Origin of the sequence: Streptomyces sp. ITFR-21, assembly GCF_031844685.1 — a bacterium.
In the GTDB taxonomy this organism is placed as follows: domain Bacteria; phylum Actinomycetota; class Actinomycetes; order Streptomycetales; family Streptomycetaceae; genus Actinacidiphila.
The window spans coordinates 3,335,031-3,358,890 of sequence record NZ_CP134605.1 but is presented as its reverse complement, the minus strand read 5'-3'; the positions used below and the strand labels follow the sequence as shown (position 1 = coordinate 3,358,890).

The 23,860-nt window shown below is 70.6% G+C and carries 27 protein-coding genes; 23 read left to right on the top strand and 4 right to left on the bottom strand.

Annotated features, from left to right (window positions below; all coding sequences use genetic code 11):
• Positions 1–17: 17 nt before the first annotated feature.
• Genes RLT57_RS14610 through RLT57_RS14520 form a run of 19 tightly spaced genes read left to right on the top strand, consistent with a single transcriptional unit; the run spans position 18 to position 16,818 of the window.
• A complete protein-coding gene (locus RLT57_RS14610) occupies positions 18–1,211 on the top strand; it encodes an SU10 major capsid protein (RefSeq protein ID WP_311297823.1) in 1,194 nt (397 codons plus the stop codon).
• Positions 1,212–1,223: 12 nt separating this feature from the next.
• Positions 1,224–1,616: a hypothetical protein gene (locus tag RLT57_RS14605; protein WP_311297822.1), complete on the top strand. Its 393-nt coding sequence runs from the start codon at positions 1,224–1,226 to the stop codon at positions 1,614–1,616.
• Positions 1,613–2,002 carry a DUF6093 family protein gene (locus RLT57_RS14600; protein ID WP_311297821.1) on the top strand — a complete coding sequence of 130 codons (390 nt, stop codon included), beginning with the start codon at positions 1,613–1,615 and terminating at the stop codon, positions 2,000–2,002. Before RLT57_RS14605 ends, RLT57_RS14600 begins: the two co-directional genes overlap by 4 nt.
• Positions 1,999–2,382 (top strand): hypothetical protein, encoded by a 384-nt coding sequence (locus RLT57_RS14595; protein WP_311297820.1) that lies wholly within the window; start codon positions 1,999–2,001, stop codon positions 2,380–2,382. The genes RLT57_RS14600 and RLT57_RS14595 overlap by 4 nt, the downstream gene beginning before the upstream one ends.
• A complete protein-coding gene (locus tag RLT57_RS14590; protein ID WP_311297819.1) occupies positions 2,379–2,798 on the top strand; it encodes a hypothetical protein in 420 nt (139 codons plus the stop codon). Before RLT57_RS14595 ends, RLT57_RS14590 begins: the two co-directional genes overlap by 4 nt.
• A 47-nt stretch (positions 2,799–2,845) precedes the next feature.
• Complete coding sequence (locus RLT57_RS14585) at positions 2,846–3,106, top strand: hypothetical protein (protein WP_311297818.1); 261 nt, start codon at positions 2,846–2,848, stop codon at positions 3,104–3,106.
• Positions 3,107–3,109: 3 nt separating this feature from the next.
• A complete protein-coding gene (locus RLT57_RS14580) occupies positions 3,110–3,628 on the top strand; it encodes a hypothetical protein (protein WP_311297817.1) in 519 nt (172 codons plus the stop codon).
• Between the two features lie 2 nt (positions 3,629–3,630).
• Positions 3,631–4,293, top strand: coding sequence for a hypothetical protein (locus RLT57_RS14575; protein ID WP_311297816.1), 663 nt, complete (start codon positions 3,631–3,633; stop codon positions 4,291–4,293).
• A gap of 38 nt (positions 4,294–4,331) precedes the next feature.
• Positions 4,332–4,637: a hypothetical protein gene (locus RLT57_RS14570; protein ID WP_311297815.1), complete on the top strand. Its 306-nt coding sequence runs from the start codon at positions 4,332–4,334 to the stop codon at positions 4,635–4,637.
• A 29-nt stretch (positions 4,638–4,666) separates the two neighbouring features.
• A complete protein-coding gene (locus RLT57_RS14565) occupies positions 4,667–9,973 on the top strand; it encodes a phage tail tape measure protein (RefSeq protein WP_311297814.1) in 5,307 nt (1,768 codons plus the stop codon).
• 21 nt (positions 9,974–9,994) lie between these two features.
• Positions 9,995–10,855 (top strand): hypothetical protein, encoded by an 861-nt coding sequence (locus RLT57_RS14560; RefSeq protein ID WP_311300718.1) that lies wholly within the window; start codon positions 9,995–9,997, stop codon positions 10,853–10,855.
• A 10-nt stretch (positions 10,856–10,865) separates the two neighbouring features.
• Positions 10,866–11,909, top strand: coding sequence for a hypothetical protein (locus RLT57_RS14555; RefSeq protein WP_311297813.1), 1,044 nt, complete (start codon positions 10,866–10,868; stop codon positions 11,907–11,909).
• A complete protein-coding gene (locus RLT57_RS14550; protein ID WP_311297812.1) occupies positions 11,906–13,003 on the top strand; it encodes a hypothetical protein in 1,098 nt (365 codons plus the stop codon). Before RLT57_RS14555 ends, RLT57_RS14550 begins: the two co-directional genes overlap by 4 nt.
• Positions 13,000–13,449 (top strand): hypothetical protein, encoded by a 450-nt coding sequence (locus RLT57_RS14545; RefSeq protein WP_311297811.1) that lies wholly within the window; start codon positions 13,000–13,002, stop codon positions 13,447–13,449. The genes RLT57_RS14550 and RLT57_RS14545 overlap by 4 nt, the downstream gene beginning before the upstream one ends.
• Before the next feature lie 59 nt (positions 13,450–13,508).
• A complete protein-coding gene (locus RLT57_RS14540) occupies positions 13,509–14,732 on the top strand; it encodes a sialidase family protein (RefSeq protein WP_311297810.1) in 1,224 nt (407 codons plus the stop codon).
• Positions 14,733–14,789: 57 nt separating this feature from the next.
• Positions 14,790–15,755 (top strand): GH25 family lysozyme, encoded by a 966-nt coding sequence (locus RLT57_RS14535; RefSeq protein ID WP_311297809.1) that lies wholly within the window; start codon positions 14,790–14,792, stop codon positions 15,753–15,755.
• 19 nt (positions 15,756–15,774) lie between these two features.
• Positions 15,775–16,080: a hypothetical protein gene (locus tag RLT57_RS14530; protein WP_311297808.1), complete on the top strand. Its 306-nt coding sequence runs from the start codon at positions 15,775–15,777 to the stop codon at positions 16,078–16,080.
• Positions 16,080–16,499: a hypothetical protein gene (locus RLT57_RS14525; RefSeq protein WP_311297807.1), complete on the top strand. Its 420-nt coding sequence runs from the start codon at positions 16,080–16,082 to the stop codon at positions 16,497–16,499. The genes RLT57_RS14530 and RLT57_RS14525 overlap by 1 nt, the downstream gene beginning before the upstream one ends.
• Positions 16,492–16,818, top strand: coding sequence for a hypothetical protein (locus RLT57_RS14520; protein ID WP_311297806.1), 327 nt, complete (start codon positions 16,492–16,494; stop codon positions 16,816–16,818). The genes RLT57_RS14525 and RLT57_RS14520 overlap by 8 nt, the downstream gene beginning before the upstream one ends.
• 97 nt (positions 16,819–16,915) lie before the next feature.
• Here the strand turns inward: RLT57_RS14520 and RLT57_RS14515 are convergent, their stop codons facing one another.
• Positions 16,916–17,122 (bottom strand): hypothetical protein, encoded by a 207-nt coding sequence (locus tag RLT57_RS14515; protein WP_311297805.1) that lies wholly within the window; start codon positions 17,120–17,122, stop codon positions 16,916–16,918.
• A gap of 168 nt (positions 17,123–17,290) precedes the next feature.
• Between RLT57_RS14515 and RLT57_RS14510 the strand changes: the two genes are divergently transcribed.
• From RLT57_RS14510 to RLT57_RS14495, 4 genes are all read left to right on the top strand, one after another.
• Positions 17,291–17,932 carry an HAD family hydrolase gene (locus RLT57_RS14510; RefSeq protein WP_311297804.1) on the top strand — a complete coding sequence of 214 codons (642 nt, stop codon included), beginning with the start codon at positions 17,291–17,293 and terminating at the stop codon, positions 17,930–17,932.
• A 112-nt stretch (positions 17,933–18,044) separates the two neighbouring features.
• Positions 18,045–19,226 (top strand): helix-turn-helix domain-containing protein, encoded by a 1,182-nt coding sequence (locus RLT57_RS14505; protein ID WP_311300717.1) that lies wholly within the window; start codon positions 18,045–18,047, stop codon positions 19,224–19,226.
• A gap of 91 nt (positions 19,227–19,317) precedes the next feature.
• The gene (locus RLT57_RS14500; RefSeq protein WP_311297803.1) at positions 19,318–19,995 is read left to right on the top strand and encodes a hypothetical protein; all 678 of its coding nucleotides are present in this window, start codon (positions 19,318–19,320) and stop codon (positions 19,993–19,995) included.
• Entirely contained in the window at positions 19,992–20,558 is a 567-nt protein-coding gene (locus tag RLT57_RS14495; RefSeq protein WP_311297802.1) for a hypothetical protein, read from the top strand. Before RLT57_RS14500 ends, RLT57_RS14495 begins: the two co-directional genes overlap by 4 nt.
• Before the next feature lie 429 nt (positions 20,559–20,987).
• On the opposite strand, the gene RLT57_RS14490 is transcribed toward RLT57_RS14495, so the two are convergent.
• From RLT57_RS14490 to RLT57_RS14480, 3 genes are all read right to left on the bottom strand, one after another.
• Positions 20,988–21,245, bottom strand: coding sequence for a helix-turn-helix transcriptional regulator (locus tag RLT57_RS14490; RefSeq protein WP_311297801.1), 258 nt, complete (start codon positions 21,243–21,245; stop codon positions 20,988–20,990).
• A gap of 641 nt (positions 21,246–21,886) precedes the next feature.
• Positions 21,887–22,969: an inositol-3-phosphate synthase gene (locus RLT57_RS14485; protein ID WP_311297800.1), complete on the bottom strand. Its 1,083-nt coding sequence runs from the start codon at positions 22,967–22,969 to the stop codon at positions 21,887–21,889.
• Positions 22,970–22,992: 23 nt separating this feature from the next.
• Positions 22,993–23,640, bottom strand: a complete 648-nt coding sequence (locus RLT57_RS14480; RefSeq protein ID WP_311297799.1) for a PadR family transcriptional regulator — start codon at positions 23,638–23,640, stop codon at positions 22,993–22,995.
• Between the last annotated feature and the right edge of the window lie 220 nt (positions 23,641–23,860).

The window sequence follows — 23,860 nt, the reverse complement described above, 5'->3', positions numbered from 1 at the left end:
GCAAGGGAGACCCCGCCATGGCTGGGAGCATCACCGCCCTGGGCACGACCTACAACCTGCCCAACTACACCGGCATCCTCCACCAGCTCACCCCCGACGACACGCCGTTCTTCGCCTCGATCGGCGGCCTGTCCGGCGGCGGCCAGACCACCGCGACGCAGTTCGAATGGGAGACCTTCGACCTGCGCGCGGCCGGCCAGAACACCGCGCTGGAAGGCGCCGACGCGCCCACTCCGCAGAATCGGATCCGCGGCAGCGTGGACAACATCTGCCAGATCCACCACGAGACCGTCGGGGTCAGCTACACCAAGCTGGCCGCCATCGGGCAGCGCTCCGGCCTGAACATCGACGCCCCCCAGCCGGTCGCCAACGAGCTGGACTGGCAGGTGACCAACATGCTCAAGCAGATGGTCCGCGACACCGAGTGGTCCTTCATCAACGGCCAGTACCAGAAGCCGACGGACAACACCACGGTCCGCAAGACCCGCGGGATGCTGCAGGCGATCACCACCAACGTGCAGAACATGGGCACCGCACTGGGCTCGGCCGCCGGCGCGATCAGCACCGACGCGTTCACCCTCAACGCCCACGGCCTGGTGGCCGGCGACCAGGTGGTGCTGGACACCATCGCCACCCTCACCGGACTGGCCCCGGACACCCCGTACTTCGTGGTGTCGCCGACCACCAACACCTTCAAGCTCGCCGCCACCAAGAACGGCGCCGCCATCGACCTGACCGGCGGTGACGGCACCGCGAACGTCACCAAGCTCGTCCCGGTGGCCAAGGCAGCGATCGACCGGCTGATGCAGCAGGTCTTCGACAACGGCGGCATCACCGAGGCCGGCACAGCGGCCCTGGTCGCGGGCAGCTCCGTCAAGCGCGGTCTGTCCGACGCCTACGCCAACAGCTTCGGGAAGTTCCACGAGACGACCCGCAACGTCGGCGGCGTCAACCTGCAGACCATCGAGACCGACTTCGGCGTGCTGAACATCATGCTCGACCGCCACATGCCCAAGCACAAGCTCATGGTCGCCAGCTTGGAGCAGTGCATGCCGGTCTACCTGGAAACCCCTGGCAAGGGGCACTTCTTCGCCGAGCCGCTGGCCAAGATCGGAGCCAAGGAGACCACCCAGCTGTACGGCGAGGTCGGCCTGGCCTACGGCAACGAGCGCTCGCACGGCCAGGCGACCGGCTTTCTGGTGGACTTCTGAGGAGGCGCCCCCATGTCCGACTTCGCGACCGTCGATGACGTCAACAACCGCCTGATCGGCCGCGATCTCACCGACACGGAGCGAACCAAGGTGGCCGTGCGGATCTCGGACGCCAGCGCGATCATGCGCCGCGAGGTGCCGGGCCTGGACGATCCGGAGCCTCCGGAGACCGCCGTCGGGGTTTGCTGCGCGATGGTCCTGCGGGTGGTGCTCAACCCGGAGGGCAAGCGGCAGCAGTCGATCGATGACTACAGCTACACCACCGACTCCTCCCGCTCCACCGGTGAGCTGTATCTCTCCGACGGCGAGCGTGAGCTGCTGCAGCCCAGCACCGGCCCAGCAAGCCGCGCGTTCAGCATCACCCCGGCCGCACCCGGCCAGCACCACCACCCGGAGTGCCCGTGAGCGCCGCGGGCGCCGCTGCATCGGGACGGGTGGCAGCCGAGCAGCAGATGACCGACCGGTGCGTGATCGCGCGGACCGGCCCGGTCCGGACCGCCGAGGACGGCACAGACACCAGGCCCGCGGTGCAGCTCTACGAGGGGATCTGCCGCGTCAAGCCGGCCAGCACCGCCGCGGTGGTCCCCTCGACCACCGCTCCGGCCGAGACGTGGCAGTACAAGCTCAGCATCCCGTACGCCTCCGGCGCCGGGATCGCCTCCAACGACGCGGTGGTCATCACCGCCTCGCAGGACCCGACGCTGATCGGGCTGCATCTGCAGGTCCGCAACATCGACCGGGGCACGCACATCACCGCCCGGCGTTTCTGGTGTACGGAGGTGTCCAGGTGAGCGCAGGAATCGTCATCGTGGGCCTGGAGGGCCTGGTCGCCGACCTGGCGTCCAGCACCCCGAGGCTCGCGGGCAACGCGGCCACCGCGGTGGCGGTCACGTCGCGGAAGGTCCAGCAGTCTGCACGGGCCCGGGTTCGCGGGCACCGGCACATCCCCCAGTACCCCGCCTCGATCACCTACGACGTCACCGCGGGCCCGGCCGGAGCCGAAGGCGAGATAGGCCCGGACAAGAACCGGGCGCAGGGGCCGCTCGGCAACATCATCGAGTACGGCACCCCGAAGAACCCGCCGATCGAGCACCTCGGGCCAGCCCTGGAGGAGAACGCCGAGGACCTGGTGCACGGGATCGAGGTCGCCCTGCACCAGGCGCTGCCGTGAACACCACCGACGTCCTGGTCGACGCACTGAGGGCCGCCGACCTCGGCGACGGCGTGCGGGTCGGCGACGGCGAACCCCGTGACGACGAGGGCCCCCTGACCGGCCGCTACTGCGTGGTACGGCCCCGTACCGAGCAGCCGGGTCCGGGTACTGCGGCGGACCCGAACGCCGACCGCACCCCGGAAGTGCAGATCACCGCAGTCGGCCCGTCACGGCGCGCGGCCGACCAGGTCGCCGAGCTCGCCCGTACGGTCGCGCTCGGCGTTGCCCCGCCGACCGGCTGGGCCTGGCTGTGCGTGCCGGAATTCGTCACCGGCACAGGCACTGCCCCCGAGGCCACCACCGACCCCACCACCCCCGAAGCGCCGAGCTTCTTCCGGGTTGACGTGTACCGCTACTACCTCACCCCGGCCTGACCTGGTCGGTTTCCCCCCTTTTCCGCCTCGACCGAGAAGAGTCCGTCATGTCCGCGACCGACCGGGTCCTCATGGCCCATCCCGACCTGCCCGGCTCCCCGCCGGTGGACGTCACCCGCCTGCAGTTCACACGCGTGTGGGCGCCCCTCGGCTGGACCGATACCGCCGCGGCCGATAGCGCCGGGCCGGCCGAAACCCCGGCGGCAGCCGCACCGGCCAGGATCCGCACCCGGCCGGCTGTCTCCGCGACCACCGCTGATCCGTCCGCGACGGCGAGCACGCCGGCGGACACACCGAAGGGAAGCTGACCGATGCGCTACGGAACTACCGGCCGGATCGCGGTGCTGCTGGCGCCGTCGGTCGCCGACCTGGAAGCACCGACAGTCGCCGAGTGCACCGCGGCGAAGAACCTCACCCCGTGGATGCTCCGCGACGGCCTCAAGACACCGGCCACCGGCAACACCATCGACAGCTCGGACGCGGCGAACCGGTTCACCACGACGGCCCCGGGCACCTACGGCGGCGACGCGGGCAGTTTCCAGGGCCACCGGGACAGTCTGCTGGCCGACGACGACGCCTGGACGGCTCTCGCGCAGGACGTCACGGGTGTCCTGATCGTCTTCCGTTCCGGCTGCCACCAGAACGCCACCACCGGGCTGGGCACACCGGACGGCGCCGCGACCGCTGCGGACCGGTGCGAGACGTACCCGTTCGCGGTCATCTCCCGGGCGATGGACGACATCGCGGAGAACCAGACCAGCCGGTTCACCGCGTCCCTGGCGTTCATCGCACCGCCGGTGCAGGACGCCGCAGTCGTGGCGGGGGCCTGACGTTGAGCGAGCAGATCCCCGAGGTGCCCGCATCACTGGCCGGCACCGCGCAGACGGCCGCGGGCGTGGGCGCGGGTCCGGTTGCCACCGCTGCGGCGGTGGCCGCCGGCGAGCCGCTGCTGCTGTCGGCCGTCGCGGCCCGCATCCAACGGCCGCAGATCGCGGTCCCGCTCTACCTCGATGCTGAGGCGGCCTCGCAGATCCAGGACGCCGAGGACGCGCTGGCCCGGGCCATCGAGTACGACAAGACGGCCAACGCCCCCGACACCGCCCCCGCACTGGCACGGCACGTCCGGGATCTGGAGGATGCCGCCGAGGCGTCCAAGGCGGTGTTCGTGCTGCGTGCGCTCCCGCACCGCGCCTACCAGAAGCTCCGGGCCCAGTACCCGCCGACGGCCGACCAGATCGCCAAGGCCGCCGAGCGGGAGGACGGCCGCGAGGCCGTTTTCGACCCGGACACGTTCTCTCCGGCGCTGGTGGCCGCCCAGCTCGTCTCCCCGGTCATCGACAGCGCGGAAATCTTCGAGGAGTTCTGGGAGGAGCTCAACGACGGCCAGATGAACGAGCTGTGGACTGCCGCGGTGTCGATCCAGATGGGGGTCACCGACCCCGGCCCAAAATCCGAGAGCGCATCCAGACTTCTGGAGTCCTCCGGGATCAGCTGAACTACTGCGCCCCCCGCGGCATCCCGTACAGCGAGTTCATGGGCCGTGCCCCGGGCCCGGGGGAATCGCGGTGGACGCCGGAGGACACCGCCCTGGCAGTGGAGTGGCAGCGCCTGCGCAACGAGACCTGCGGCGGGTGCGGGCAGCCTCTGGAGCAGTCCTTGGACACGTACGCGCTGTACGAGGTGCACGACCTGGTCTGCCACGGCTGCGAGGCCAAGGAACTCCGTGAGAAGGCCATGGCGGAAAACGCCAACAGCTCGACGGCCGGCCGCAAGGTCAGCGTGTCGTACGCCGGCCGCCGCGAACCGGTCCCTTCCCTGACCCCGTCCGCCGGCGGGTGACCCACCGCAACTGAACAGGGGGCTTGGCCGTGGCCGATCGCACCGTACGGGTCCGGGTTCTCGCCGAGTTCCCCGCCTACGGCGCCCAGATGACCAGGGCGGCCGGCCAGACGGCCGCATTCGGCCGCTCCGCGGTCGCCGCCGGCCGCGGGGTGAGGGTCATGGGTGCCGACGCCGCGGCGGCCGGCGGCGGCCTGACCGCCGCAGGCGCGGCGGCCCGGAGTGGCGCGGCGGGCCTGCGTGAGGCCGATCTGGCGGCCGTCGGCGCCGGCCGCAACGTGCGGGTGGCCGGCGCTGCCGCGGCCGGCACCGTGTCGGCGTTCGCCCGGATGGGCGCCGCGGCCCGCGGTGGGTTCGCCGCGGTCCGTACCGGGGCGGCTTCTGTGCTGGCCCCGGTCAGGTCGCTGGGGCTGCTGCTTGCCGGCGGCGCGATCTTCTACGGCGTTCACCGGATCGTTGAGCAGGGCAACGAGTACGTCGACTCCCAGAACAAGTTCCTGGAGGTCAGCCGGGCGTCGGGGGCGGAGATGGCCTCGATGGGCCGGGAGGCGCAGGCCCTCGGCTCGGACATGCGGCTGCCGTCGGCGACGGCCGCCGAGGCCGCCGACGCCATGGTCGACCTCACCAAGGCCGGCCTGGGCGCCCAGGACGCCATCAAGGCCGCCCGCGGCACCATCCAGCTGTCGGCCGCCGCCCGGACCGATGTCGCCACCTCGGCAAAGATCGAGGGCGACATCATGGACCAGTTCGCCCTCAAGGCGGACCAGGCCGCGCACGTCGCCGACGTCCTCGCCAACACGTCCAACAGCGCCAGCGGCGAGCTGATGGACATCTACTACGCGATGAAATACGTGGGCCCGACCGCCCACGCACTGGGCATCAGCCTGGACGACGTCGCCACCACCGTCGGCCTTCTCGGCAAGTCCGGGATCATCGGCGAGACCGCAGGCACCAGCCTGCGCGGCACGCTGGTCAACCTGGCCAAGGCCACGCCGCAGATGAAAAAGGGCCTCAAAGAGCTCGGCATCGAGGCGTTCGACGAACAGGGGAAATTCAAGGGCCTGCGGTACGTCATCAGCGAGCTGCATGACGCCCAGGAGCGCCTGACCGCCGAGCAGTTCACCTCAGCCGCGGCCATGGCGTTCGGCAAGCCGGCGCTGTCGGCGATGACGGCGCTGGCGCACCAGGGCGGCGAGGCGTTCGACCAGTACAGCAAGCAGGTCTCCCGCTCCGGCGGCGCGGCGGCGATCGCCGCCGCGGAGTCCAAGGGTCTGGGCGGCGCCATGCGCGGCCTGGGCAAACAGCTGTCCAGCGTTTTTCTGCAGGTGTACCTCGGGATCGCGCCGACCTTCGAGAAGATCACCCGCGGCATGACCGCCTCCGTGTCCGACGCGATCCCCTACGTCAAGCGCGGCGTGACGGTCGCCGGGAACCTGTGGGAGCTGTACGGGCCGGCCGCCCAGGCGAAGCTGTCGTCGGCCAAGAGCGGCATCCGCCGGGCCGCTCAGGATCTGGCGGGCCCGGTCGAGGACATCCTCAAGGGCGGAGCCGTCACCGGTACCCCGCTGGTCGTCAGCTCCGTGCAGGCCCTGGACAAGGCGATGCACAACGCATCCGGGGCCGTGGCGCCGCTGGAGAGCGGCCTGCACGATGTCGCCACCAGCGTCGCCTCCGGGTCCGGAGCCCTGGGGGTCTTCAGCGGCCGGGCGCAGGTCGCGGTCGGATGGCTCGGCGACATGACCGGTGTCCTCGGCCCGATCGGACAAGTGGTCGGCGACCTGGCCCACGATTTCGCGTCGCTGCCCGGCCCGATCCAGCTGAGCGTGATCAGCATGCTGGCCCTGCGGCCGTTCCGGTCACAGATCACCGGCATGCAGAGCGCCGTCACCGGCTTCGGCCGACGCGGGATCGCCGCGTTCCGCGGAATCGGCGACGCATCGCTGTACCAGCGCGTCCAGGCGGCGAACGCGGGCGTCACCCTGGGCCGGTTCGGCGGCGCCATGGCCGAGCTGGAGCAGCGGTCCCCCGTGATCCGCCGCATGGGCGACAGCTTCCGGTCGACGTCCGGCAGCATCCAGCAGGCGGGCGGGCGGCTGGTCGGCTTCCGGGCCGCAGCAGGCGGCGCGGCAACCGCGATCGGTACCGGCGCCAAGGCCGGCCTGCTCGGCGCAGGCCGGGGCCTCGTGTCGTTCATGGGCGGCCCCTGGGGCATTGCCCTGGCCGGCGCGATGGTCGGCCTGGACCTGTTCGCCAGGCACCAGCAGAAGGCCGCCGAGCAGACCCGCGAAACCCAGCAGCGCGTCTCGTCGCTGTCGGAGGCACTGCGCAACAGCAGCCAGGTCATCGACTCCACCGTCCGCGACATCGCCACCCAGAACCTGATGCAGCAGAAGTCCGCGGACTCCGGCAAGCGGCTGGTCGACCTGGCCCGCACCGCGAAGGTCCCGATGCGGGACCTGGTGAACGCCTATCTCGGCCAGGGCACCAGCCTGGGCACGGTCAGGAAGCAACTGGATGCGGTCGCCGCAGCCCAGTCCGCGACGTTCACCAAACCGGGCACCGGCGGCGACACCTACACCGTGTACACCAGGCAGGGCGCCGCCGCGCACGAGCTGGCCGGGCAGCTGACCGGCCTGTCCGGGGACTACCGCAAAGCCGTCCAGGACGCACGCGACTACCAGGACGCGGTCGCCGCCGGCCAGGCCCCTACCAGCCGGCTGTCCGACGCCATCGACACCCTCGCCCAGGCGAGCGCGGACGCCGACACCAAAGCCCGCGCCCTGCACACCGCCCTCGACCTGCTCTCCGGGGGCGAACTCGATGTACAGGCCGCGGTCGCCGACCAGAACCAGGCCATCCTGGACCTCAACTCCGCCTGGCAGGAGGGCGTCGACAAGGCCAAGGGCTACAAAGAGCAGCTGCTGCAGGTCGACGGCTCGCTGAATACCACCACGGCCAACGGCCAGGCGCTGTGGACCAAGATGCAGGGCCTCAATGAGTCGACGGCCGGCGCCGCGCAGGCGACCTACGACTATGCCCGCTCACAAGGCACGGCGGTCGTGCCCGCGCTGCGGCAGGCCGAGAAAGCCATGGAGTCCTCCTGGAAGACCGCAGTCACCGCCGCGACCAAATTCGGCCTGACCACCGAGCAGGCGCAGATCCTCGCCGCGCAGATGGGGTTCATCCCCTCGAACCTGGCTATCACCATGTCGACACCCGGCCTGGACGAGACGACCAAGGACCTCCTCTACGTCCAGGGCCTGGCCGGACACCTGCCCAAGGACTCCAAGATCCGGGTGACCGCACTGACCGCCGAGGCCACCAAGGACATCACCGCCCTCGGCTTCAAGGTCCACACGCTGCCCGGCGGCCGGCAGATGGAGATCACCGCCCCGACCGCGAAGGCCGCCCGCGGCCTGGACGACCTGATCGCCAAGAAGCTGCCCGGCAAGCAGCTCGACGTATCGGTGGACACCGCGCAGTCCATCACCGACCTGGACACCCTGCAGAGTGCGATTGGCAGAACCCGGGGCCGCACCGTCCGGATCGACACCCTCACCAAGGACGCCCAGAAGGCCCTGGAAACCCTCGGATTCACCATCCAGCACACCCAGGGCAAGCAAATCCAGGTCACCATCCCCACCGGCAGCGCCAAGTCGTCCCGGGACCTGATCCAGAGCTACGTCAACTCCCTGTCCGGCCGCACCGTCACAGTCACGATCAACGCCCACCGCACCGGGATCAACCCGGACGAGTACTACTCCCAGGGGCCGCACAAGGGCTCCGCGAACGGCAACATCTTCTCCGCCTACGCCCGCGGCGGCATCGAGCGGCACGTCGCGCAGATCGCCCCCGGCGGCGCCATGCGCCTGTGGGCCGAGCCGGAGACCGGAGGTGAGGCGTACATCCCGCTGACGCCCTCCAAGAGGATCAGGTCGACGGCAATCCTGCGGCAGGTCGCAAAACAGTTCGGGTACGACCTCGACGCATTCGCCGAGGGCGGCTTCATGAAGTACGCCGCCGGCGGCCTGGACTCCTTCACCTACACCCCGGCCGAGCCGCCGGCCACATTCGGTTCCGGGGCCGGCATGGACCGCTACACCACCGCTGTGCAGCGCCTGCAGGACGCCTGGACCAAGCTCACCAGCGCACTGGCCGACCAGGCCACCAAGACCAAAGCCGTGCGCGACGCCGAGAAGAACCTGGACGCGGTCCGGTCGGGGAAGCACACCGCCAAGCAGCTGGCCGACGCCGAGACCAAACTCACCAGCGCCCGGGAGGCATCAGCCAAGGCCGCCAAGGCCGTGACCGCCGACCGCAGCGCCGTCTACGCGGCCGACGCGAACCTTGGCGTGCGGAAGGGAGCGAAGGCACCCACCGGGTTCGATCTGGCGGCGTACTCCAAGCAACTCGCCGACGCACAGCGCCTCAACCACGCCTGGGAGTCCAACCTGGCCGCCGTAGGCAAACGCGCCGGCGCCGATGTCGAACAGACGCTGCGGGACATGGGCCAGGACGGCCAGGCACTCGTCCAGGCCCTCGCCCACGCCTCCGGCAAGTCCTTCAAAGACATCGTCGCCAACCTCAAAGCCCTGGCACCGACGGCGAAAGCAGCACTGGCCGACTACACCAGCCAGCTCAAGGCCAGCGCCAGCGGCAACAAGGCGTTCCAGGCCAACCTTCTGAAGCTGGCGGGCATGGGCTACGGGGATCTGGCCGCCCAGCTCGCCGCCCAGGGCGACGACAACGCCGCCTCGATAGCCGCCGCAGCGGTCACATCCCCTTCCGGCGCCAAGGCCGCCGCCGCGGCGGCCAGCGCCGCAGCCAGCGCACTGTCCTCCGACGACCTCACCAACGCCCTGACCTTGATCAGCGTGCTGCGCGCCAGACCCGGCCGGGGCATTGCCGACGTCATCGCGGCCGGCCTGGACTGGGGAACCATCCAGGCCCTGGTCCCCAAGCTCGGCAGACAGCTCAGCTCCCTGCCCAAGCAGGACACCGCGATGTTCCTGCAGCAGGTCGCCGCCCAGGGTGCTGCCGGGGGCGTCGCGATGGCACGCGGCGGCATCCTCGACCGACCCACCACCGTCACCGCGGCCGAGGCCGGCACGGTCGAGTCCTGGATCCCCTGGAACGGCTCCGACCGCTCCCGCCAACTGCTCGCACGGACCGCGACCGCCTTCGGATACCACCTGACCCCGGTCCGGCAGAGCGCCGCAGCACCGGTGGTGCAGCACACCACCACCAAGCACTACGAGACGCACCTGCACGGCGCCGGACAGACCACCGCCGAGCAGGCGGCCGACGTGGCGCGACACATGGCGTTCCTGACCTGACAGCAGAAAGGGGACGTGACGATGGCCGCACTGCCGCCGGGGTTCGCGTTCAGCGGGATGCCGATCCAGCTCGGCGGCATCACCTTCGGCCAGGTTGACGAGGAGGGAGTGCACTGGCACTGCTCGACCATCAGCGGCTGGGACTCACCCGACGTGAAAACGACGGTCACTCCACGGGAGGCGGCGCACGGATCATGGATGAGCCCCGTCTACCTCGCCGAGCGGGTCGTCACCCTCGCCGGGAAAGCCTTCGCCCCCGACCGCGGGGCGATGGACCGGGCAATGGAGCACCTCCTGGCTGCGGCATCCCTGACCGACACCACCCTGACCGTCTGGGAGACCATCCCGAAACAGCTCACCGTCCGGCGCTCCGGGAAGGTGCTCGCCGAACGGATGACCGACCGGGTCCTGGACTGGTCCGTGCTGCTCACCGCCCCCGACCCGCGCCGGTACGGCACCACCCTGCGCACCGCCAGCACCGGGCTGCCGTCCACCACCGGCGGCCTGGTCCTACCAGCAGCGCCCCCGTGGACCCTGTCCGCGGCCACCGTAAGCGGGTTCCTACAAGCCGACAACGAGGGCTCCATCGTGAGCTACCCCGGTCTCACCATCACCGGCCCAGTCCAGCAGCCCACCGTCTCCGTCCGGTACCCCGACGGCACCGTCACCGCTCTGGCCTACAACGGCGAACTGGCCAACGGCGACGTCCTGACGCTGGCCACCGACACCCATACCGCGACGGTCGGCGGCGCCAGCCGGCGCCGCAACCTCTCCGGTGACTGGCCGCAGATCCCGCCCGGCGGCGCACAGATCCTCTTCGGCGCCGCCGTCTACAGCGCAACCGCAACCCTGACCGCCGCATGGCGGCCCGCCTGGACATAGGAGCCCCGTCGTGACATTCACCGACGACCCCGCATGGATCGACAGCCTCTCCCTGTCGGGGGCCGAACTGCGCAGAGCCGACGCGATGTGGCTGGCAGCCAACGGTGCCGCCGCAGGCGGCACCGGCGGCATCCGCCCAGGAGACCCGGGCCTGCTCGTCACCCTGACCGGGATGTCCATCAGTGCCGCCCCCGGCGTCGCGGCCCTCCCGTACACCGGCCAGGGCGTCTACCGGGCCTGCAACTCCACCACATGGACGGGAACGGTCAGCACCGCCCACGCCAGCCTCCAGCGCCTGGACCTGGTCTACCTGCGGGTATGGGACAACACCGTGGACGCCGGCGGCCTGCTCAAAGCCGACATCGTCTACCTCGCGGGCACACCGGGGTCGGGCACGCTGCCCAGCCCCGCCGGCACCCTCATCTGGATCCCGCTCGCCCAGATCACCGTGCCCGCCGGCAGCACCACCCCCTCCGTCACCGACCTGCGACCCGCCGCCGTCGCACCCGGCGGCATCGCCCCCGTCCCCTCCGCCCGCCTGGCCACCGCCGGCCTGTACATCGGCCATGTCCGCTACAACCTCATCCGCAACATGATCGAAACCTGGAACGGCAGCACATGGGTGGCGCCCGGAGACTGGACCGACTACCCCATGCAGTGGAAGGGCGCCACCACCGACCCTGCCCTCCACTCCGGGACGCTGGCCGCCCGATCCATGTTGATCGGCCGCTCCTGCACAGTGAAGTTCGAAATCGCCACGGCGAGCGACACCACCTTCGGATCCGGCCCGCACTCCTTCACCATCCCGTACACGTCCTCCGGGGCCGGCACGGCGGTGAGCGTGGGCACCGGACACGGCATCACCCCGACCAACGTCCGCTGGGACTTGAACCTGCTGATCACGGCCGGCCAGAGCGTGCTCACGGTGTGGACGCCCCTCAGCGCCACCGACAACCGCCTCTTCCAGCTCTCCAACACCCAGGGCCTCGGAGGTGTGACCTGGGCGACCCAGCAGACGGTCCGCGGCCAGATCGAGTACGAGATCGCCGCGTGAGCGCCGTCGAGCTCAACTGGGTGGCCTGCGACCTGCGGACAGGGGTGGTAATCGAGGAACTCCCGTCGCTTACCGCGTCCGACGGCCTCCAGCGCAACCTGGGATCCAGCGTCAGCGTCAGCGCGGACCTGGGCCTGGCCGGGGCGCCGGCCGACTGGGAGTACGCCACCCAGCCCGGCCGGTCCATGCTGGTGGCCGTCGACCGCCTCACCCAGCAGCCGCTGTGGCCCGGCATCGTGCTGACCCGCAGCCGGGGCCTGTCCCCGACGGCCACACTCGGCATGGCCACGCCCGAGTGCTACCTGGACCGCCGCTACACCGGCACCTACAACGCGTCCGGCGGCGCGGACCAGGTCGCCATCATGACCGGTGTCAGCAGCGCCCTCCTGGTCAACGGACCGCCCCTCCTGGTGGACGCCTCCGCGTCCGGGGTAACCGGCATCTACTCCGTCCAGAACACCGACGACCGCAGCGTCCTGTCCGTCCTACAGGAGCTGCAGGGCATGGACGGCTGGCCAGAGTGGACCATCGACGTCCAGTGGTCGGACGCAACCCGGTCCGCCGTACAGCTCGTCCTGCGAATCCGCCCCCGGATCGGGACCGTACGCCCCGACCCGGACGCCGTCTTCGACCTGCCCGGGTGCGTCACCGACTACGCCCAGACCGAAAGCTACGAGGCCGGCAAAGGCGCCACAATCGTGCAGGCCCGGGGCGAGGGCGAAGGATCCAGCCGACTGTCCTCGGACGTCTACACCGCCACCGACCTGATCGCGCAGGGCTGGCCCGCCTGGGTCTACCGCTACACCCCCGGCACCAACATCACCGACCCTGCAGCGCTCAACGCCAGCGCCGCGCAGACCATCACACAGCAGCGGACCGGCTCATCAACCTGGACCATCACCGCAGCGGCAAGCGCCGCCCCCAGACTCGGACGCGACTGGGCCATCGGCGACTCCATCGGCCTGAAAATCCCCATCGGCCAGAGCCCCGGCCACCCCGGCGGCGCGGACGTCGTAGCCCGCGCCTACTCCTGGAAACTCACCCCGGCCCAGGACCAGGTCAGCCCCATCCTCATCCAGGACGACACCTCGTGACCGGCCTGCCCGCCGACCGCCTGCCCGGCGACACCCGCACCCTCGCCGCCCGGGTCAATGGCCTCGACCGCGACCTGCGCGAACTCCGAGCCGCCCGCCGGATCTCCGCCGCCGTCGAACTCGAACCCTGGCAGGACCTGATCCTGCAAGCCGGGTGGGCACCCGCAGGCGGCACCGCCGCCCTGCCCGCCTACCGCCGCCAGGTCGACGGCGCCGTGCAGCTGCTCGGCAGCATCATCCCCGGCACCCTCACCACCGGGACCGTCATCGCCCAGCTCGACGCCGAGCACCGGCCGCCGCTCGACATCGAAGGCTTCCGCCTATGGGGCGGGACCACCACCGCCACCCTCGACCTGATGGTCACCGCCTCCGGGGCCCTGACCATCACCGGCACCACCGGCACCATAACCCGGATCTCCCTCACCCCGGTCCGCCTGCCCCAGTAGGCCCCGCCCCGCACGCCCCGGCCCACCCCCGACAACCCCCGGAAAAGGGGAACTTCCGCATGCCCGCACACACCCGCACAGCAGCCACCACCACCGCCCTGTTACTGACCGCACTCCTCACCACCACAGCCACCACCACCGCCGGCGCCGCACCGGCCCCCGCCGCCCGCCCGGCCACGCCCGCCGACTGCACCACCACCCTGTGGGCGCCCAACACAGGCGGGAACGCCGCCTACCGCATCCCGGCGGTGGTCAGCGTCCGCGGCACCCTGGTCGCCTTCGCCGAGGCCCGCAAGCACTCGGCGAGCGACAACGGCGACATCTCGATCGTGGAGCGCCGGTCGACGGACGGTGGCTGCACTTGGTCCGCGCAGACCACGGCGGCCGACGACTGGTACGACGCAGTCGGCAACCCGACCCCGCTGGTCGCCGACGACGGCACTCTGGTCCTGGTCTTCTGCCGGCAGGGCGGGACCGTCACCCAGGACGACATCCAGGCCGGCACCGTCAGCGCCGCCGACGCGCGGCGCGTTTTCGTCCAGACCTCGGACGATGCCGGCGCCACCTGGTCCGCCCGCCGGGAGATCACCGCCCAGGTGAAACGGGCAGGCTGGCGCTGGTACGCCACCGGCCCCGGCCACGGCGTCACCATCCAGCACGGCGCAGCCATGGGCCGGCTCGTCATTGCCGCAGACCACACCCTCAGCACCCGTGACCAGCGCGGCATCCAGACCCTGATCTCGGACGACGACGGGGCCACGTGGCGCCTGGGCGCGGTCGACGACCACAGCGCGGACGACGACCCCATCCGCCCGGACGAGACGACAGCCGCCGAACTCCTCGACGGCCGGATGTACTTCAGCTCCCGCAACGTCGACGGGGCGAGCCAGGACCCGCCGCTCGGCCGCGCGTACACCTACAGCACCAGCAGCGGCAGCACGTTCACCGCCCCCGCCCGGCCCATGCCCGCCCTCACCGTCCCCGAGGTCGAGGGCTCCCTGCTGCAGGACCACGGCCTCCCGGCCGGCGTCTCGTGTGCCCCGCTGCTGTTCTCCGCCCCGGAGGATCCGAGCGTCCGCCAGAACCTGACGGTGCGCCGGTCCGATGACGGCGGGATCACCTGGCGCACCATCGCCCAGATCACCGGGCCCGACGTGCACGCCGCATACTCCGACGTCGTCAAGACCGACCGCACCCACCTCGGCGTCGCCTACGAAACCTGGGGCACCACCGGATCTCCGGCCAGCATCGCCTGGACCACGGTGCTCGTCGGCTGCCCCTGACCCCCACCCCGCCCCGTGCCCGCCCGGCCGGGGCTATCGCACGCGCCCGGAGGACAGATGGCAGTCAGCTACGCCGTGGACGTGTCCGGCAACCAGCCGGCCCACCAGAACTGGGCCGGGTTCGGCGTCCACATGGGCATCGCCAAGGCGTCAGAGGGCCAGCGCACCAAGGACGCCTGGTTCGCCCGGCACATCGCCGACATCAAGGCGGCCGGCCTGGTGCCCGGTGCCTACCACTTCGCCTGGCCGAACCAGTCGGAGACCGTGGAGGCCGCGAACTACATCGAGACGGTGCGCCCCTTCGCTACCGCTGGCCGGTTCGTGCACGCCCTTGACCTGGAGCCCTACCCGAACGGGGCGAAGAACTACACCGGGGCCACCGACGCCGAGATCCACGCCTACGCCACCGCGTGGGTTGCCGCGGTGAAGCGGGCATTCCCGGGTCAGCGGGTGCTCTGCTACACCCCGCGCGCAACAGCGGCCCGGCACTACCCGGCCAACGCGGACGGCTACTGGTACCCGGCGTACCCGGTCCAGGGCCGCACTTTCGCGCAGGCCGCAGCCCTGCCCAAGCCCATGATCGACGCGCCGCTGTGGGGCTGGCAGTTCACCAGCGTCCCGCGCGACCAGACCGTCATCTACATGTCCCCGGCCGACCTGCGCACGTGGGCGGCCGGCACCATCCCGACCATCCAGGAGGACACCGTGACCTTCAGCCAGGCCGACGCCAAGACCCTGCTCGACACCCGCATCGACGACCCCACCAAACCCGGCGCCGACACCGTGACCGTCCGCGGCGCCCTCTGGGCCGGGTACGGACAGGCGGCCAAGGCCGCCGCGAACACCCAGAGCCTCCTCACCCAGGTGAGCGCCCTCACCGCCACCGTCGAAACCCTCGCCGGCCGCCTCATCGGCTCCGGCGTCGACACCGCCGCCGTCGTGGCCGCCGTCCAGGCCGCCATCGCCAGCAGCGTCGTGCACGTCGACGTGGACGTGACCGGCGCCCAGCCCACCACCAGCTGACCAGCAGAACGGAACTGTCATGACCGTGTACGACACCCTCGCGTCCCTGTGGCGCACCCTGGTCCCCGTGATCGTCGGCACCCTCGCCGCGTGGCTCGCCCACGCCGGGATCGGCGTCGACTCCGCCGCGGCCACCGCGTGGCTCACCGCGGCCTTCTCCGGCGCGTACTACACCGCCTTCCGGCTCCTGGAGGCCCACGTCTCCCCGGCCTGGGGCTGGCTCCTCGGCCTGGCCCGGCCGCCGCACTACCCGGACGCCGACGGCGGTATCGCCATCGGCGGGACCCCGGCGGTCGCTCCGGTGCCGCCCACCACGGCGCTGTGATGCGGGCCGCGGTGTCCTGGGCGTGCCGCCGGCTGGGATACCGCGGCACGGCCCTGCTGATCTCCGGCGTCGCCTACATCACGTACGGCGCGAGCATCGCGGTGCAGCCGCGGTACGGCACTGTCAGGGGGATCGCGGTCCTGCTGAGCCTGGCGCCCATGCCCGTATGGGGCTGGGGCTGGATCGCGTGCGGCGTGCTCTGCCTGGCCTACAGCGTCGCGTCGGCCGGGCCGGACTGGATCGGCCTGTGCGCCGCGGTCGTGCCGCCGCTGCTGTGGGCGGTCGCCTACGCCATGGGCGGCGCACTCGGCGCCTCGCCCACTGCGTGGGGGGCCGTCGCTCCGTGGGCCTCCCACGCCGCCCTGATCCTGATCATCGCCCGGGTGACCCGGCCTATACCGGTGGTGACCCGTGGATGACCCGACAACCTGGTACGCGGTCGCGGCGCTGGCCATCACCACCGGCGGGGCCGTGCTGACCGCCTGGCTCGCCCGAGGACGCGACCAAGCCCCCATCCAGATGCCCGCCGGCCAGCGGGACGCACTGGCCGGAGCAGACCTCACCACGATCGCCGGCATCGCCTCGGTCGTGGTCGAGCAGTCCCAGCGCATCACCGGTACCGAGGCCCGCGTCGGCGCCCTGTCCCGCTACGTCACCACCCTCAAGGACACCATCCGCGACCTCGGCGGCGACCCACCAGACCCCGACCCCGCCGACCGCCCGCTCATCGAACAGTAACCGCCCCGCCCTCACAGGCGGGGCGCCTTCTTCATGCCCGGGGCCGGCGGGCCCGGCCGATCTCCGTCTGGCGCTTGACGCAGCGGGGGCGAGACGGTCAGGTCCCGCCGCCGAGCCCGGCGTTCCGCAGAACGGCCATCAGGCGGGCGATGCTCTCCGGGGACGGGTCGGCCTGCAGGGCCCGGGCGGCTTCGTCCACCGCAGCACGGGTCTGGGGGGACTGATCCCGCCAGGTCGCGGCCAGCTGATCCAGCCTCGCAGTGTCGCCCGGACTAAGCTCCGGCAGATCGGGATGCTGTTCCATCCTGCCAGTCTGTCCTCCGCCCCCTATGTACGGAAGCTGCCCCCTGGGCGTCGCACGCGGGCCTGGTACGGCGTCGCAGCGCTCGGCATCGCCACCGCCGGCGCGGTACTGACCGCCTGGCTCGTCTGCAGCGTGCAGTGCAGCCAGGTGTGTGACTACGCTGCGGGCGTGATTACCACCGTGGCGCTAGACGTTGGCGAGACCCTGATCAGCGATGACCGGGTCTGGGCGGGGTGGGCCGACTGGCTCGGCGTCCGTCGACACACGGTGTCCGCCTTGGTCGGCGCAGTGGTAGCCCAGGGCAGAGACAACGCCGACGCCCTCCGCCAGCTCCGCCCCGGCCTCGATGTCGCCGCCGCGTATGAGGCGCGGGAGGCCGCCGGCCGCGGTGAGGAGCTGACCGAAACGGACCTCTACGAGGACGTGCGGCCGGCGCTGGCCGCTCTTCGGGCGGCTGGCCTTCGCGTGGTGGTCGCCGGTAATCAGACCATCCGGGCTGCGGGGCTGTTGCGCGCCCTGGATCTGCCGGTCGATTTGATCGCGACGTCGGGAGAGTGGGGTGTCGCCAAGCCGGAGGCCGCCTTCTTCGACCGGCTCGTCCAGGAGGCCGACGCCACGCCCGACCAGGTCGTGTACGTCGGCGACCACCCGGCCAACGACCTCTTTCCCGCAGTTGCCGCGGGGCTGCGGACAGCGCATCTGCGGCGCGGGCCGTGGGGCCACTACTGGGCAGACGATCCTGCCGTCGTCGCGGCGGCAGACTGGCGGATCGGCTCCCTGGAAGAGTTGCTGCCGATCGTCGGGCATTGACCGGGTTTCAGCAAAACGGCCCTACCTGCAGGGTGCAAGTGGGGCCGTTCGCATGCACAGCGCGCTGACGCACCGTTACGTTCGTGGTGGACGCTGGAACGGAGACACCATTATGCCCGCACACCCGATGCGGGGCGTAGGCCCTCGCATTGCCGCTGCCCGTCGTGCCCGCCACATGACCCAGGAGGATCTCGCGCTTGCCGCGAGGGTCTCGTATGGCACCGTCAAAGCCATCGAGCGTGAGGCCCGGATGCCCAGCGACGACGTGCTGGACGCCCTGGCCGCAGCGCTGGGCCGGGACCCGGCGCATCTTGCTACCGGTGGCACACGGGCCATTGCCCGGATCACTGATGCAATGCCCAGGCTCTCGGCGGCGATTGCCGCATACGACCTCCCGGCCGACGGGCCCGTACGACCGCTGTCGGAGCTGCACGCTGCCGTCGCCGAGGCAGTGAACTGGCGCCTGGGTGCGCAGTACGTCCGGCTCGCCCAGGCGATGCCGCCGCTGCTGGAAGAACTAGCCCGCGCGTTGGAGATCAGCCGCGATTGCGAGCGGACGGAGGTGGCCGGGCTGCTGGCGGCCGCCTACCGGGCAGCGGATGCGGTCGCGTACAAACACGGGGCGAGCGACCTCTCCGCGCGCCTGGTCGACCTGATGCGCTGGGCGACCGATCAGGCCGAGAACCCTCTGCTGACGGCCGCCGCGGCGTACGTACGTACGGAGACCTTCTTCGCTGCGCGCGCCCACGGGCCTGGACTGCGCGCCCTTGAGATCGCCCTGGACCGCGCGCCTCAGGTCACCGATACGGCAACGGCTGCCGCAAGAGGCGCACTTCATATGCGCGCGGCTGTGGTGGCTGGACGTGTCGGTGACTCAGGTGCCGCCGGGGTGCACATCGCCGAGGCCCGACGGCTGGCCGAGCGGGTACCGGAGGGCGTCTACGAAGGAACGGCGTGCGGTCCGGACAGCGTCCGTATCCACGAGGTGAGCGTCGCTGTGGCGCTGGGTCAGGAGCACGTGCAGCGCGCCCTGGACGTGGCGCACGAGTGGGCGCCGCCCAGATCTCTGCCGAGCGAGCGCCGCAGCGGGTTCTATATCGAACTGGCGCGCGCTCAACTCTGGGCCGGTCGGCGCGGTGATGCGTTCGAGTCCCTACGGGTGGCACGCCGGGCTGCACCACAGCACACGCGCGAGCACCCGTGGGCGCGGGAGGACATCGAGACCCTGCGCCGCCTGGACCGAGGTAACGGCGACGCGCTCACGCACTTCGCCGAGTGGATCGGCGCGACCTGATAGGAGAGCAAACGGATACAGGTTGTATCCGTTGGGCCGCCCGCAGGGCGGCACTATCCATCTGTCCGCAGAGAACCGGCAGATGGGACGAATGATCATGAAAGAGATGCAGGCGGCGCCACCGGGCACGGTGTTCGCAGGGGGGGATGTCAGTGCAGCGCGGCTCCATGGAGAGGCATGCTGGTTCTGCGGCGCCGTAACCAGGGGTCTGGCCACCGCAGGCAGCGTCTACACCCGGGCCGCAGGCGAAGTCCGCATCTGGCCCGTCGTGGCCTGCAAGACCGACCAAGGCCGCGCCCTTGGACCGATGCCGAATTGCGCCGAGTACGCCCACCTGGGCCAGTCAGAAGCGGCCATCCCCTTGGCCTTCATCTACGATCGGCGTTTCACTCCCGCTGAGGGGCCCAGTGCTCTCCGGCTGGAGCACTGCCTGGAGTACGCCGCCGAGGCCGGTATGGAAGTGGCCGGGCGCTGGTGCGACACCGGCGACGATGCGCTGAGCGACGACGTGCGGCCGCAGCTCGACCAGCTGGTGGGTGCGATGCGCACCGCCGCGACCGCCGGGAGGACGGTGGTGTGCCTGATCGCCAGCTGGCACCGCCTGAGCCGCGACGCCAGCCGGCAGGCGGTGATGCGTTACCGCATCGCTGCCGTCGGCGGCTACACCGTCACTGCGGACGGCGAGGATGACCGGCCGCCCTCTCCGTGCGCGACGAAGGAGCACGCCGACCGGGTCTTGGCCGCCGTCCCGACGGCGGGCCGGCCGTGACCCGCTGGTGCGGCGTCCACCAAGGCAACGTCGCAGACACCGAGGCGCAGATCGTGGGCGCCACCGAGACCGGATCCGGGCCGGGCCGCCCCTCCTACGCGTGCCTGGACTGCATCCGCCGCCACAACGCAGGCGACAACGCAGGCGACACGGACGGTACGACAATTGCTCCGGACCAGCGCCTGCTGCTGCGGTTCTACCCGGTGGACCCCGAGACGCAGCAGCGCACAGCCACGGCTCCACTGCTCACGATGGCGCTGACGGCCGACCGGGACCCCCCCGCCAGTAGCGGCCGACCCGACGCCGGCACCGGCCCGGACCCCGCGGTCGCCGCTGACGCCGAGCCCGAGCCCGAGCCCGAGGACTTCGCGGTAGCCGCCGCCGAGCCCGTGGACCCCGCGGTAGCCGCCGCCCAGCGCGCCTTCGCCGCCCACCTCCGCGGCTGCGACACCTGCCACAGCACCGGCCACTACCGATGCCCGGACGCATCGGGGCTGAGGCAGGCATACGTCGGCGAAATCACGCGCGCGAGGGGGAAGTTCGTCGGCTGGCGGGTGACGTAGCAGAACCCCAGCACGTCCGGGAAGACCTGATCTGCCTGCTGGAGTCACACGCTAACGGAGACCACTTCGGCCTGGTCCTCGATCTACACGGACCGGCCACGGGCGCGGTCCCGGCCACCGTGATCGCCCTGCCCGACTGCCCGGCCGCCGGGCCCGTCAGCAGGGAGCCGTGCACCGAGTTCGCCGAACACCCCGGCGCACACTCCTACGAACTGCGGCGTCCGCTCGATGACGTGAGCCGCAACCTCTCCAGATAGCGCGGATGCACCTGCCACACCACCTGACCTACATACAGGGGGTGCGCTATGGACCCGCCGGCGGCCCACCCATCCCCGTGCCGCGTGCCCCCGCGGGCGGTACGGGAAGGGCAGGCCCGGCCCTGCGGCAGCAGCGCCGGGCCTGCCGTCGCAGGGCCGAGCCATTCAGTCGCTATTGCCGTCCGTTGACTTCTGAGTCGCCATCGACAGAGAGAGTCAGGCGGGCACCGATGACCCCCTCGATCCGAATGAGCGTGCTGAGGTGGGGGTCCTGCTGTCCTTTTTCAATGCGGACCACGCTCGGCCGGTCCAGCCCACATCGCAGGGCCAGTTGCTCCTGAGTCAGTCCTGCGGAGAAACGGGCGAGCCGCAGCTGATCGCCGATTTCCACGCGCCGAGCGATGACGGGGTCGGGCGGGATGGATGGCACGCACCCACATTCCCGACCCGGTGATTCGATGTCTGTAGGCCTCAGCCTACATTTGAGGTTACGGACGGGCGACTAACTCACTGCTGACGGTTACGCTCCTATGACCGCACGATTGAAGGCCGACGCTTCGTATGAGTCTGTCCGATTGGATCGGAGCCGCCGATCCGGACCCGCTCGCCGGGAAACCCGAGTCCCGCCCAGCCTGGCTTCCGGATACGGGTAGTCAGCCCCCTGCGATTCTGGCCCTGTACGACTGGGCTCGGGGGGTGTGTTTCCGCTGCGGTGATGAGGATCGCTGGGTTACCACGGTAGCGCGAGTCCCTGGCCCTGGCTGCCTTTACACGATGGCGATGTGCGGCGGCTGCATCCTCCGAGAGGAAGATCGGCGGCGGACGGCTGCGCATGCTCGGTCGGCGCGGTATTGGCCCGGCCGGATAGGTCGGCCCGGTGAGCCAGGTCTGTCTGAGTGTCTCCCTGGGAGAGATCTGGGAGACGATCATGGATGCCTGCCCGCGAAATCCCGTCGCTGACCGATGGTGAGATGTCCAGTGCCCTGCCGCGCACGGGTGTGCGGCAGGGCACTGCTTGACGGCCGGTCAGGCTGAGGGTGGCCTTTCCTTGCAGGTCAGGCGGCTATCGGGTCAGCGCTCGACCTCGCCGCGGATGAACTTCTCCACGTTGTCGCGGGCCTCGTCGTCGAAGTACTGCACCGGCGGGGACTTCATGAAGTACGAGGACGCGGACAGGATCGGGCCGCCGATGCCGCGGTCCTTGGCGATCTTCGCGGCACGCACCGCGTCGATGATGACGCCCGCGGAGTTCGGGGAGTCCCAGACCTCGAGCTTGTACTCCAGGTTCAGCGGGACGTCGCCGAAGGCGCGGCCCTCAAGGCGGACGTAGGCCCACTTGCGGTCGTCGAGCCACTGGACGTAGTCCGACGGGCCGATGTGGACGTTCTTCTTGCCCAGGTCGCGGTCCGGGATCTGCGAGGTGACGGCCTGCGTCTTGGAGATCTTCTTGGACTCCAGGCGCTCGCGCTCCAGCATGTTCTTGAAGTCCATGTTGCCGCCGACGTTCAGCTGCATGGTGCGCTCCAGGACGACACCGCGGTCCTCGAAGAGCTTCGCCAGCACGCGGTGCGTGATGGTCGCGCCGACCTGGGACTTGATGTCGTCACCGACGATCGGCACACCGGCCTCGGTGAACTTGTCCGCCCACTCCTTGGTGCCGGCGATGAAGACCGGGAGCGCGTTGACGAAGGCGACCTTGGCGTCGATGGCGGCCTGGGCGTAGAACTTGGCGGCGTTCTCGGAGCCGACCGGCAGGTAGCAGACCAGCACGTCGACCTTGCGGTCCTTGAGCACCTCCACGATGTCGACCGGGGTCTCGTCGGACTCCTCGATCGTCTCGCGGTAGTACTTGCCGAGGCCGTCCAGGGTGTGGCCGCGCTGCACGGTCACACCGGTCTGCGGCACGTCGGCGATCTTGATGGTGTTGTTCTCGCTGGCGCCGATGGCGTCCGCGAGGTCGAGTCCGACCTTCTTCGCGTCCACATCGAAGGCGGCGACGAACTCGACGTCACGCACGTGGTATTCGCCGAACTGCACGTGCATGAGACCAGGCACCCTGCCGTCCGGGTCGGCGTCCTTGTAGTACTCGACACCCTGCACCAGCGACGTGGCGCAGTTGCCTACGCCAACGATGGCTACGCGAACCGAACCCATACCGGTTGCTCCCTGTGTAATCGTCACGCGGTTCCCCGGTCCCCGGGTCGTCCGCCGTTCTCTTGGCTGTTGTGGTCGTTGTTGTGGTCCCGCTCGGCGGCCGGTCGCTCGACACGTCCGGCCCGCTCGGTCTCGATCAGCTCGTTGAGCCAGCGGACCTCGCGCTCCACCGACTCCATACCGTGCCGCTGAAGTTCGAGCGTGTAGTCGTCGAGCCGTTCACGGGTGCGTACCAAGGAGGCACGCATCTTCTCCAGTCGTTCCTCCAGCCGGCTGCGCCGACCTTCCAGAACGCGCATCCTGACGTCCTTCGACGTCTGGCCGAAGAAGGCGAAGCGGGTGGCGAAGTGCTCGTCCTCCCAGGCGTCGGGGCCGGAGAGGGCGAGCAGCTCCTCGAAGTGCTCCTTGCCCGCGGCCGTCAGCCGGTAGACGATCTTCGCCCGGCGGCCGGCGAGGGGCGCGGTGAGCGGATCGCCGTCCGCCGCCGTTTCCTCGATCAGCCATCCCTGGGTGACCAGTGTCTTCAGGCAGGGGTACAGAGTCCCGTAGCTGAAGGCGCGGAACACCCCGAGCGAGGTGTTGAGCCGCTTGCGCAGCTCGTAGCCGTGCATCGGGGACTCCCGAAGCAGTCCGAGAATCGCGAATTCGAGGATTCCGGAGCGCTTGCTCAATCCCTCGTCCCCTCGTCCCCCCGGTTCACGTGCCGGGTGGCTCCGCTGCCACCCGCCGTTCCGGCCACCGTTGTCACACTGTCTCAACCCGATGTATCGAGTCGATACATCGTGACGATAGAACGAGCCGACACATCATGCAAGGCGCACCGCGGTGACCGGTGTCACATCGGCAAACCTGCGGGCGGTCAACCGTCCGGTATACGCCGAAGGTTCGCGT